General features: G+C 75.3%; 6 protein-coding genes and 2 pseudogenes. 3 read left to right on the top strand and 5 right to left on the bottom strand.

Annotation, left to right across the window (positions count from 1 at the left end; genetic code table 11):
• Window positions 1-369: 369 nt before the first annotated feature.
• Entirely contained in the window at window positions 370-1,749 is a 1,380-nt protein-coding gene (locus ACZ5WK_RS30890) for a serine hydrolase domain-containing protein (RefSeq protein ID WP_465552249.1), read from the bottom strand.
• Between the two features lie 322 nt (window positions 1,750-2,071).
• On the opposite strand from ACZ5WK_RS30890, the pseudogene ACZ5WK_RS30885 reads away from it, so the two are divergent.
• From ACZ5WK_RS30885 to ACZ5WK_RS30875, 3 genes and pseudogenes are all read left to right on the top strand, one after another.
• Window positions 2,072-2,344, top strand: a pseudogene (locus ACZ5WK_RS30885) (carbohydrate binding domain-containing protein); the annotation flags it as partial.
• Window positions 2,345-2,350: 6 nt separating this feature from the next.
• A pseudogene (locus ACZ5WK_RS30880) lies at window positions 2,351-2,710 on the top strand (glycoside hydrolase family 18 protein); the annotation flags it as partial.
• 109 nt (window positions 2,711-2,819) lie between these two features.
• A complete protein-coding gene (locus tag ACZ5WK_RS30875) occupies window positions 2,820-4,793 on the top strand; it encodes a HEAT repeat domain-containing protein (protein ID WP_465552247.1) in 1,974 nt (657 codons plus the stop codon).
• A 131-nt stretch (window positions 4,794-4,924) separates the two neighbouring features.
• Here ACZ5WK_RS30875 and ACZ5WK_RS30870 read toward each other — a convergent pair whose 3' ends face one another.
• From ACZ5WK_RS30870 to ACZ5WK_RS30855, 4 genes are all read right to left on the bottom strand, one after another.
• Window positions 4,925-6,076, bottom strand: a complete 1,152-nt coding sequence (locus ACZ5WK_RS30870) for a polymorphic toxin type 44 domain-containing protein (RefSeq protein WP_465552245.1) — start codon at window positions 6,074-6,076, stop codon at window positions 4,925-4,927.
• Window positions 6,077-6,115: 39 nt separating this feature from the next.
• Entirely contained in the window at window positions 6,116-6,457 is a 342-nt protein-coding gene (locus ACZ5WK_RS30865; protein WP_465552243.1) for a hypothetical protein, read from the bottom strand.
• A 158-nt stretch (window positions 6,458-6,615) separates the two neighbouring features.
• The gene (locus ACZ5WK_RS30860; RefSeq protein ID WP_465552241.1) at window positions 6,616-7,947 is read right to left on the bottom strand and encodes a M1 family metallopeptidase; all 1,332 of its coding nucleotides are present in this window, start codon (window positions 7,945-7,947) and stop codon (window positions 6,616-6,618) included.
• Between the two features lie 128 nt (window positions 7,948-8,075).
• Window positions 8,076-12,119, bottom strand: coding sequence for a Pls/PosA family non-ribosomal peptide synthetase (locus ACZ5WK_RS30855; protein WP_465552239.1), 4,044 nt, complete (start codon window positions 12,117-12,119; stop codon window positions 8,076-8,078).
• Window positions 12,120-12,209 lie beyond the last annotated feature (90 nt).

Here is a 12,209-nt window from a genome sequence, read left to right as displayed (position 1 = left end):
TCCAGGGCAGCACGGACGACGGCGGCCACGGATCGCCGTGGCACCTGCCCGGCCCGCGCGGTCGTCGCCTGCGGGCCGGTATCCGTATGTTTTTCCGAGCCGGCTGGCGTCCACGTTGCGGTTCGGCGGAGCGCAGATGTGCACCTGCTGAATGGGGGCACCCGGCGCCTTTCGGCCACCTGCCGGGCGCTCGGATGTCGCCGCATGCTCCGCTCCACGGGGTGGAAACCGCGGGCCGGGGCCCGCCCCGGCCCCGGTGTTCCGGGCAGCGGTACCGGCCCCGGCCCCAGCGTGCCGGACAGCGGCCCCGGCCCCAGCGTGCCGGGCAGCGGTACCGGCCCCGGCCCCGGTGCTCCGGGCGGCGGTGCCTCAGAAGGCCTGCCACCCCTGCGGGTCGACCCCACCCGGCACGGCGCCGGCCGGGCCGTAGGGCTCGCGGGTGAGGACGAAGGAGCCGACGTCCAGGTGGCTGACCGAACCGTCGGCGGCCCGCACCACCCGCAGCGTCTCGCCCGCGTAGTAGTTGTCCAGGCCCGTCCAGGTGCCGTCGGCCTCGGCGCGGAACCGGGAGCTGCGCGAGCTGCCGGCGAGGGAGGCCAGCTCCAGCAGACGGTCGGCCCTGAGCCGTACGGAGTGCGGGGCGGCGCCCCAGTACCAGGGGCCGGTGAGCGCGAGCAGTTCCTCGTCGACGGACGGCAGCGGGCGCCAGGGCTCGGGCAGCCGGGGCTCGTGCTCGGCGGTGAGCGCGATGAGGTCCGCCGCGACCAGCGGGGTGTTGGCGCCGCTGGTGGCGTTGGAGAGCGCGACCGCCGCCAGGCCGTCCGCCTCGCTGACCCAGAGGCCGGCGGTGAAGCCCGGCATCGAGCCGGTGTGCCCGAAGAGCACCCGGCCGTCGTGGCGCATCAGCTGGAGGCCCAGTCCGTAGCCGCCGGACCAGTCGGCGCTGTCCGGGCCGGTGGCGGGCCGGCGCATCTCGGCGAGGGTGTCGGCGGACAGCACCTTGTCGTCGCCGCCGGCCAGGAAGGCGGCCCAGCGGGTGAGGTCGGCGACGGTCGACCAGAGCTGCCCGGCCGGAGCCATCAGGCCGGTGTCGGTGAGCGGCTCCGGCAGCATGACGTCCGCCCAGGGGTGGACGGCGAAGCCGCCGGCGTGGGGGTGCTGGGGGAGCAGGGTGGTGCGGTCCATGCCGAGCGGTTCGAGGATCTCGCGGCGCAGTACCTCGCCCCAGGGCTCGCCGCGCAGCCGCTCGACCAGCGCGCCGAGCAGGGCGTAGCCGGGGTTGGAGTAGTGGAAGCGCTGCCCGGCCGGGTGCTTCTGCGGGCGCTCGTCCTCCAGGACGTCGCCGAGGGCGGGGCGCAGCGCGCCGTCGGTCCGCTCCCACCAGGGCCCGGGCGTCTCGGAGGCGAGGCCGGCCGAGTGCGCCAGCAACCGGCCGACGGTGGCACCGTCGGCCGGGCTCCCGGGCAGATGGCGCCCGACCGGGTCGGCGAGGTCGAGCAGGCCCTCGTCGCGCAGTCGGAGCACCAGGACGGCGACGAACGTCTTGGTGAGCGAGCCGATCCGGTACTGCACGTCGGTGGTGGGGGCGTGGTCGTCGATCATGCTGCGGGTACCGCTCCAGACCGGCCGGCCGTCCCGGACCACCGCGGCGACCAGCGAGGGCGTACGCCCCTCGGCCTGGGCCACCGCGATCCGGTGCAGCAGGGCGCGGCGGGTGGTGGGGAGCAACTCGTCGTACTGGTCGGTCATCTGATCCTCTGCATCATCGGGTGGAAACGGCTGGACGGGTCGGGCGCGAGGGTGGCGCCGGCCGCCACCGGGGTGTCGGCGGTGGCGCGGACGGCGGGCGCCCTCAACCTAGTCCGGCGGCCCGCTCGGCTCCACCCCATTTTCCCCGGTCGTCCCGCAATGTCGCAGGGTGGTGCCCGAAAGCTCTCCCGGGCGAGGAGCGGCCGGCCCCGTTTCCGTTCACCGTCCGCCCGCCGGACGGTACTTGACACCGTGAATTGGTCCAGTCCATTTTGGGCTTCTCCCCGCACCTCCGCCCCCACACCCCCACTGGAGGTCACCGGTGCACAAGCGCACCAGAATTCCCGCCGCCGGAGCGGCCGTCCTGCTCGCGCCGGCCGCCGCGTTCACCGCGCCGACCGTCGCCCACGCGGCGAACCAGCTCACCAACCCCGGCTTCGAGACCGGCACCCTGCCCGGCTGGTCCTGCTCCGGCGGGCTCGGCTCCGTCGTCGCCGCCCCCGTGCACGGCGGGACCAAGGCCCTGGCCGGCGCGGCCGGTGCGAGCGACAACGCCAGGTGCACCCAGACCGTCGCCGTGCAGCCCAACACCGCCTACACCTTCACCGTCATGCCGTTCGACTTCGGCAACGCCTCCACCGACATGTACGCCGCCACCGTCAGTGCCGCCGAGGGCCTGAAGACGAAGCTGAAGTCCACCTTCGGGTGGGACGACGCCACCGCCTACGCGCACGTCGGAGTCTCCGGCATGAACGGCCTCAGCGACACCGGCGAGACCACCACCGTCCAGAACTGGACCGCGATCCGCGACTGGGCCGACAGCCACCACATCGCCCGCCTCGCCTTCTGGTCGGTCAACCGCGACCGCGGCTGCCCGGGCGGCGGCCAGGAGGAGACCTGCTCCGGCATCGCCCAGAACGACTGGCAGTTCACCTCCGTCACCGCCGGCTTCACCGGCTGACACCCCGTCCGGCCGGCCGGCCCGGGCCCCTCGTCGAGAAAGGCCCGGGCCGGACTGTCAGCGGGGTGGTGCAGAGTGGGCCGTGCACAGGACCACCGGGAGGACGGGCATGTTCGACACCCTGCACGACATCGACTGGGCGGCCCTCCACCACGCCTACGGCCCGGCCGACGACGTGCCCGGGATGCTGCTCGGCCTCGCCTCCGACCACCCCGGCGAGCGTGAGGCGGCCCTCGACGACCTGCACGGCGCCGTCCACCCCCAGTGCGACATCTACGACTCCACGCTCGCCTGCGTGCCCTTCCTCTTCGAGTTGATCGCCGACCGGGCCCGGCCGGACCGCGGGCCGGTGGTCGAGCTGCTCACCAGCATCGGCGAGGCCGTCCACCACTACCCGGCCGGCGAGGAGGAGAGCACGCAGGGGTCCGTCTGGCGGCTCACCCTGGCTCAGGGCCGGGCTGCCGTGGTCGCGCGCGCCGACGCCTTCACCCCCCTGCTCACCGACCCCGATCCGGACGTGCGCTGCGCCGCGGCCGCCGCGCTCGCCCTCCTGCACGCCGACGGCCCCGCCACCCTCGCGCTGCTGCGCGGGCGGCTGCCGCACGAACCCGGGGCCGAGGCCCGGACCGCCCTCGCCACCGCCGCCGCCACCCTGGCGGACCGCTTCCCCGAGCTCGCCGCGCCCGCCACCGCCTGGCTCACCACCCTGGCCGGGGACGGGAATCAGCCCGCCGCCCTGCGCCTCACCGCCTCCGCCAGGCTCGCCGCCCGCGCCCCCGGCCCCCTGCCCGCCGACACCGCTGCAGCCACCGCCCGACTGCTCCGCCACATCCCCGTCGGCCAGGCCGGCCGGTCGGCCGACGCCGCCCTGCGGATCATCCACCGCGCCCTCGGCGACCGCCTCACCGACCGGGTGGCGCTCTGCACCGAGCAGCTGACCGCCGCCGACCCGGCGCTGCGACGCGGAGGCATCCGGCAGACCGGCCTGCTGTTCCGCGAGGTGCGTGGCCCCTTCGGTGAGCTGGCCGCCCTGCTCGGCCGCCGGCTCGCCGACCCGGACCGGACCGTCGGCAAGGCCGCCGCCGCCGTCCTGCCGGACCTCTTCCGCCTCGCCGCCCCCGCGGCCGACGCCCTCGCCGACTGCCTCGCCACGGCCGAGGACCCCTGGTCCGACACCCGCTCCGACGACCTGCCCAACCCGCACCACCTGCTCCGGGCCCTCACCCGGCTCGGCGACCCGCGCGCCCTCCCGGCGCTGGCCGCCGCCCTCGACCGGCCGGCCCTCCCGCACGACCTCGGCTTCCTCGTCGCCGAACTCGGCCCCGCCGCCGCTCCGCTCGCCGGCCCGCTCCGCGAGCGCCTCGCCGCCCTGTCACTGGAGCGCCCACCGCATCTCGACCAGGTCGACCCACTCCTCACCGCCCTCGGCGCGACCGGTGGCGCGGACGCCGTCCCCGCCGTCCTGCGCGTGCTGCGCGCCGCCCCCACGGGCCCGCTGACCGACTCCGCCCTGCGCGCCCTCGCCCGGCTCGGCCCGGCCGCCGCCGAGGCGGCCCCCGCACTGCGCACACTGCTCGCCGATCCCGGCTCGCCGCACGCCCTGCCCGCCGCCGCTGCCCTCTGGGCCGCCACCGGCGACACCGGCGCCGTCCTTCCGCTGCTCCTCGCCAAGGCCGGCGACCCGAGCCCGTGGGTCCGCCGCGCCGCCGCCAGGGCCCTCGCCCCGATCGGCCCGGCCGCCGCCGAGGCCGCCCCGGCCCTGCGCGCCATGCTCGCCGACGGCGAGGTCTGGGTCCGGGTCGACGGCGCCACCGCCCTCTGGCACACCACAGCCGACGCCGGCGCCGTCCTCCCCGTCCTCACCGCCGCCTGGACGGAGAACCCGCACACCCGCGCCACCACCGCCGGCTGCCTCACCGTGATGGGCGCGGCCGCCGCGCCCGCCCTGCCACTCGTCCACGCCGAACTGGCCGCCACCCGCCGCCACAACGCCGGCTTCGGCAGCAGCCACGTCATCCACGACGACGAGCAACTGCTCCACGCCTGCCGCACAGCCGCCGAGGCGACAGCCCCGGCGGGCTGAGCGAGTCCGGTGGTGCCCGGGTCCCCGGTCCGGGGCGACCGGGGCACCACCGACGAGGGCCGCGGGGTCAGGACCCGGGCGAGGCGCTCCACCCCGCCCCGAGCCGGACGCGCACCGGCCTCCCCGGCCCGCTACCGGGCCGGGCGGACCTGGGTGATGCTCGTGTCACCGGCCCGCCGCTTGGCCTCCATGTCGTCGATCAGCTGCAGCACCGCCGCGTCCATCTGCTCCTTCGTCATGTTCGGGCCGTACTTCTCGTAGAGGTCCATGCCGATCTTCATCGACATGTCGTCACCCGGGTCGTTGGTGCCGGTGCCGCCGGTACCGGCGTTGGCGGCCTCGACGAGCTCCACCCGGCTGATCCCGGCCGACCTCCCGACGTACCCGTAGTGGATGTTGGAGTAGATGTCGTACGAGACCTCCACATCCCGGTCGGGCACCTTGAAGTAGAAGTCGTTCGCCGACTGGAGGTCGTAGCGCTTCTCCAGGATCGGCTTGTGGTCCCACGGACCACCGCTCTTGACCTGCTCGTACCAGATCGCCAGCCCCACCGCGCGCGGCCCGGCGACCGAGCCCGGGAGCGGGTTGATGATGGCCCAGGGGCTCTCGCTCTGTTCCATGTTCCGCCGGATCTCGGCGACCTGCGCGGAGTCGATGTTGGTCTTCATCTCGTCGAAGATGAAGTTCGAGGCGTCCGTGAAGTGGGATTCGCCCAGCCCGGCCTCGGCCTTGTCGAGCGTGTTGTACCCGCCCGGGTTGAACTCCTTGTCGCTGGCGCCGGTGTTGCGCCCCAGCGCCCAGGCCGCCGCGCGGTCAGCCTCGTGGGCGGCCGCGCGGGCGTTGACGATGGCCCGCTCCAGCTCCTCGATGTTCTTCTTGTCCCGGGCGTCCTGCTCCGGGTCCGGCTCGGCCAGGCACTGGGCGGGCATCGCCTTCCCGCCGGCACCGACCACCAGGTTCAGCCGCGGCGCCTCCTGCTCGGCCAGCCGGAGCAGTTCCTTGCGGGCGGCGGAGATCGCCGTGTGGGCGTCCAGCAGGACGCCGTGGATGGCGTCCGCCTCGGTCATGGCGTCGTACAGTTCCTTGGACACCTTCGCCATGAAGGTCTGCGCCGCGTCCGCGTCGGCGCCGCTCCAGCTGGCGTGAGTCGGAACGATCACCTGGTCCCGGTACTTGCCCTGCTGCTCGCCCATGGCCCGGGCGGCGTTCGACCACTGGTCGGCCGCCTCCTTGAGTTCGGTGAGAGGCGCGGCCAGCACCTGTTCGTATGTCAGCATGCTCATCCCCGTGCTGTGTTGCGATCCGCCCGTAGTCGTGGGCGGTCAGTGGAACTGCGAACCCATGCCCTGCATCTGCTGCGCGATCCCGTTGTCGGTCGCACTGTGGCCGGCGGCGCTCTCGTCGAGGTTGCGGCCGGTGAGGTCGACCGCCTGGAGGATCGAGGCGGTCTGCCTGGACCAGCGCGTGACCGCCGCCTGGAGCGCCGCGCCGAGCTCGAACCCCTGGTGCGCCAGCATGCTGCCGGCCCGCTGGCCCGGCGCCTCCGGATGCTTCGATCCGGCTTGGACGGCCGGCGATATCTCCCGGCAGTGCCCCGCGGACTTGCGCAGCACCCCGGTGTTGACGCTGACCCCGCCCGAGCCGCCGTTTCCGCCTTCCGGCATCCCTGTTGCCCCCTTCGTCGTCGGTTCCGCGCGCCGGAGGAGGGGCTCCGCCCCGCCGACCGGCCCAGCTCATCGTACGGATGTACGTTTCTGATGCGGCGAATGGTAGCGGGCGAGCCGTCGCCGCCGAACAGCCCCCGACGACGGGGAGCGGCCGGTCAGGCGGACACCGGGGGCAGCGTGCCGTGCCACAGCCAGGCCTCGAACAGGCCGCCCAGCGCCAGCCCCTGCGCGTACCGCTGGGCGTGCGCCGTGAAGTCGGCGGTGGTGACGCTGCCATGGCGGTTGAGGGTGGCCCAGTCCTTGAGCATCCGGAAGAAGGGGGCCTCACCCAGAGTGACCCTGAGGGCGTGGACGGTGAGACCGCCGCGCTGGTAGAGCCGGTCGTCGAACATCAGCTTCCGGCCCGGGTCGCCGAGCCGGAGGTCCTGCGGAAGGCGGGCCAGCAGGGCGCGCGCGGCCGCGGCGTGGGCGGCCGCGGACGGGCCGCCGGTGTGCTCGGACCAGAGCCACTCCGCGTACTTGGCCAGGCCCTCGTTGAGCCAGATGTGGCTCCAGTCGGCGATCGACACGCTGTTGCCGAACCACTGGTGCGCCAGCTCGTGGGCGATCAGCCGCTCGTTCTCCCAGCCGCCGCCGAGGTGGTTGGTGCCGAAGGTGGCGACGCCCTGCGCCTCCACCGGGACGTCCAGCTCCTCGTCGGCCACCACGACCGCGTACTCGCCGAACGGGTACGGGCCGAAGATCTCCTCGAAGTACGCCATCATCTCCGGCTGCCGGCCGAAGTCGGCGGCGAACTCGGCCGCCAGCCCCGCAGGCACGTAGCCGGTCTGCCGCACGGCCGGGCGCTCGGCGAGCGCCACCGGCAGGTAGTGGCCGATCGAGACGGTGACCAGGTAGGTCGAGGTCGGCGCGGACTGCTCGTACACCCACGTCGTGCTGGACGCCCGGGGGGTGCGGGTGAGCGGCCGGCCGCCGACCACCACCGTGTACGGGGACGGTGTGGTGACCGCTATCTGGTACGTCGCCTTGTCGGCCGGCCGGTCGTTGCACGGGAACCAGGAGGGCGCGCCGACCGGCTGGCTGGCGACCAGCGCGCCGTCGGTCAGCTCCTCCCAGCCGAGGCCGCCCCACGGGCTGCGCACCGGGCGTGGGTTCCCGGTGTAGTGCACCTCGACGGTGAACGCGGCCCCCGCCGCGAGCGCCTTGGCCGGGCGGACCCGCAGCTTGCCGGCCCGGTGGGTGTAGCGGGCGGCCTTGCCGTCCACCAGCACCCGGCCGATCCGGAAATCGGCGAGGTCCAGCGCGAACTCGGGCAGGGCGGTGCCCGCGACGGCGCTGAGCCGGGCGGTGCCGCCCAGCCGGTTGGGGCCGGGCCGGTAGTCCAGCGCGAGTTCGTAGCGGTGGACCTTGTAGCGGGGGTCGCCGCTGTTCGGGAAGTACGGGTCGGGCGCGGCGGTGGGGGCCGCCGGGGCGTGCTGGTGGTTCACCGGGCGGGATTTCACCGGGTCGTGCGCTCCCTGCGAGCTGGGGGACGAGGACGCGTCCACGGGGGACACGGCGGACATGGGGGGCGTGGCGGACGGGACGGACGTGGGTGCGGGGAAGGCGGGGCCGGTCACGAGGTGGTCTGCCACGCCTCGATCGGGTTGCCCAGCCACCGCGTGTCCGCGGGCACGGACTCGGCGCGCATCACCAGCGAGGCCGGGCCCAGCGTGCTGCGCGCGCCCACCGTACTGCCGGGCAGCACGATGCCGCCCGGGCCCAGGGTGGCGCCCTCGCGGAGGATGACAGTATCCATCCGCATGATCCGGTCATGGAAGAGGTGGGTCTGCACCACACAGCCCCGGTTGATGCTCACGCCGTCCCCGAGCGTGACGAGGTCCGCCTCAGGCAGCCAGTAGCTCTCGCACCAGACGCCCCGCCCGACGTCCGCGCCGAGCGCCCGCAGCCAGAGGTTCAGCACCGGGGTGCCCGGCACCGCGCCCACCAGCCACGGCACCGCGAGCACCTCGACGAAGGTGTCGGCCAGCTCGTTGCGCCAGACGAAACCGCTCCACAACGGGTGCTCCACCGCCCGGAACCGCCCGACCAGCAGCCACTTCGCCGCCACCGCGACCAGGCAGGCCGCCCCGCCCGCCGTCAGCAGCACCACGCCGGACAGCAGCGCCGCCGCCACCGGCGACCAGCCGGCCGCCAGCCAGGACAGCGCCGCCAGGGTCAGCGCGCCGAGCGCCCCGGAGGCCAGCACCGGCAGCAGCCGGGCCACCTCGACCAGCCCGCGGGCCCAGAGCAGCCGGGCCGGCGGCTCGTAGGTCAGGCTCTGGTCCGCCTGGTCGGCCGACCGCGGCAGCCGCATGGGCGGCATGCCCAGGTAGGAGCCGCCCTTCTTGGCCTTCGCCGGAGTCGCGGACAGCACGCCCACCAGCCCCCGCTTGGGGACCGACCGGCCCGGTGCGGTCATCCCCGAGTTGCCGAGGAACGCACGCTCGCCGACCTTCGCCTCGCCGAGCCGCACCCAGCCGCCGCCCAGCTCGTACGGGGCGATCAGGGTGTCGTCCGCCAGGAACGCGCCGTCCCCGACCGTGGTCAGGCTGGGCAGCGCCAGCACCGTGGACACCTCGGCGCCGCGGCCGACCTTCATCCCGAGCGCCCGCAGCCAGAGCGGTGTCACCAGACCCGCGTACAACGGGAAGAGGATCTCGCGCGCCTGGTCCATCAGCTGGGTGACGGTCCACGCCTGCCAGCCGACCCGCCCGTGCAGCGGGTGCACCCCGGGCGTCAGCCCGATGCTGAGCAGCCGGACGGCCGCGACGAGCTGCGCGGCGTACACCACCCCGTAGGCGAGGGTGGCCGGGAGCAGGCCGAGCAGGGCGCCGCCGAGCGCGGTGCCGAGGCCCGTGCCGGGGTGCACGGAACGGGCGAGCACCGCCAGCCCGGCGAGCGCCGGCAGGACCGGCAGCAGGCTGAGCGCCGTGCCGCTGGCCCCGTACAGCGCGGCCCAGCGGGCGCGGCGGACCGGCCGCTCCTTGGGCCAGGCGCGCTCGGCGCGGCCCAGCTTGACGGCGGGCGCGCCGCCCCAGCGCTGGCCGGTCGGCACCTGGCCGGTGACGCTGGAGCCGGCCACCACCTGGGCCCCCTTGCCGACCTTGGCGCCGGGCAGCAGGGTCGACCGCGTCCCGACCACGGCGCCCGGGCCGACCTTGACCTGACCGACCTCCAGCCGGTCACCGTCCAGCCAGTAGCCGCAGAGGTCGACCTCGGCCTCCACCGCGCAGCCCCGGCCGAGCTTGAGCATGCCGGTGACCGGCGGCAGCGAGTGCAGGTCCACCTCGGGGCCGACCTTGGCGCCGAGCGCCCGCGCGTAGCGCACGAGCCACGCCCCGGAGAGCGCGGTCGCGCCGGTCACCTCGGCGAGCCGCTCGGCCGTCCAGAGCCGCAGATGGGTGGAGCCGCCCCGCGGGTAGCGGCCCGGGCGCAGGCCGCGCAGGAGCAGCCGGGCGCCCCCGGCCGCGACGGCCAGCCGGCCCGCCGGGGTGTAGAGCGCCAGTGCGCCCGCGCCGACCGCCCACCAGGAGGCGGTCGGTGCCCACGGGTAGTCGCCGAGCCAGGTGAGCGCGTTGCCGAGTGCCAGCAGCGCGACCGTCCAGCGCAGCCCGACCACGGTGAAGAGCGGGATCAGCAGGAGCAGCTGGAGCACCTTGGCCCGGGTCGGCACCGGCGCGACCGTGCGGGCCTCGCCGCCGTCGGACGCACCGCGCTCCAGGTGGCGGGCGAGCTTGCGCAGCGTCGGCTGCTGGTAGATGTCCAGAACGGCGGCGCTGGGGTAGCGGGTCCGCAGCAGGGTGGTGAGCCGGGCGGCGGCGAGGCTGCCGCCGCCGATGGCGAAGAAGTCCTCGCGCGGGCCGCTCACCGGCACACCGAGGATCTCGGTCCACTGTTCGGCCAGCCAGGCCTCGGTGCCGTAGAGCTGCTCGGTGGGCCCGGCCGTCTCCAGGCCGGGCAGCGGCCAGGGCAGCGCGTTGCGGTCGACCTTGCCGGACGTGCGGGTGGGCAGTGACTCGACCGGCGCGAGCAGCGGCACCAGGGCGGCGGGCAGCTCGGCGCGGAGCCGTTCGACGGCCTGCTCGCGGTCCCAGCCGTCCTTGGTCACCAGGTAGCCGACCAGCAGCTGGTTGCCGCCGCGCGCGGTGCGGACCGCGGCGGCCGCCCCGGCCACGCCCGGCAGGGCCTGGAGGGCGGCGTCGACCTCACCGAGTTCGATCCGGCGGCCGCCGAGCTTGATCTGCTCGTCGGCGCGGCCGAGGAAGAGCAGGCCGGCCGGGTCGGCCTGGACGAGGTCGCCACTGCGGTAGGCGCGCTCCCAGCCGAGCGAGGGCAGCGGCGCGTACTTCTCGGCGTCCTTGGCCGGGTCCAGGTAGCGGGCCAGGCCGACACCGCCGATCACCAGCTGGCCGGTGCCGCCCGTCGCGACCGGCTCGCCGGCCTCGTCCACCACGGCGAGGTCCCAGCCGTCCAGCGGCAGGCCGATCCGGACCGGGCCGTCCCCGGTCAGCAGCGCTGCGCAGGCCACCACGGTCGCCTCGGTGGGCCCGTAGGTGTTCCAGACCTCGCGGCCCTCGGTGACCAGCCGCTGCACCAGCTCAGGCGGGCAGGCCTCGCCGCCGAAGATCAGCAGCCGGACCTCGTTCAGGGCCTCGGCCGGCCACAGGGCGGCCAGAGTGGGGACGGTGGAGACCACGGTGATCTCCTGCTCGGCCAGCCACGGCCCGAGGTCGGCGCCGCTGCGGACCTGCGAGCGCGGGACGGGCACCAGGCAGGCGCCGTAACGCCAGGCCAGCCACATCTCCTCGCAGGAGGCATCGAAGGCGACGGAGAGCCCGGCCATCACGCGGTCTCCCGGGCCGATCGGCTCGTCCTGGAGGAAGAGCGCGGCCTCGGCGTCGACGAAGGCGGCGGCGTTGCGGTGGGTGACGGCGACGCCCTTGGGGCGGCCGGTGGAGCCCGAGGTGAAGATGATCCAGGCGTCGTCGGCCGGGGCGGGGCGGGCGGGGGTCGAATGGGCCGGGGTCGGGCGGGCCGGGGCGGGCCGGGCGGGGGTGGCAGCCTCCTGCGGCGCGCCGGTGAGGGTCAGGGCGCGCTCCGCGCCGAGCACGCCGGCGACGGCCGCCTCCTCGAAGACCAGCTGCGCGCGCTCGTCCGGGTCCTCGGCGTCGACCGGGACGTAGGCGGCCCCGGTGGTGAGCACGGCGAGGATCGAGACGTAGAGGTCGTTCGTGCCGGAGGGGACGCGGATGCCGACGCGGTCGCCCGTGCCGATCCCGGCGGCGGCCAGCCGGCGGCGCAGCTGCTCGACCTCGGCGGCGAGCACCCGGTAGCTGAGCACGGTCCGGCCGTCGTCCAGGGCCGGTTCGTTGGGGTGGGCGCGGACGGTGGCGTCCAGGAGGTCGACCAGGGTACGCGGCGCGGGGGCCGGGCGTCCGGGGAAGAGAGCCGGGGAGAGGGCCTGCGGGGTGTGCGAGGTCTGCAGGGTCTGGGAGGTTGGCGGGGCCTGCGGGGTCTGCCGGGCCTTCTCGGGGGCGGCCGTCACGCCGGGGGCGGGGGCCTGTGGGGTGTGCGGGGCGTGCGGGGTGTGCTCGATGTGGCTCGGTTCAGCTGTCATGGCAGCCCGTGCGCTCCTCGTCCTCGCCCCTGTCCCGACCGGCGCTCGGCCCTTGGGGGCGGTGGGAGCACACGCCTGATCGGGTGACCC

Source organism: Kitasatospora sp. NPDC032757, from assembly GCF_055579305.1.
The sequence above is the reverse complement of the archived record's forward strand: the minus strand, read 5'-3'. Positions and strand labels throughout refer to the sequence as shown.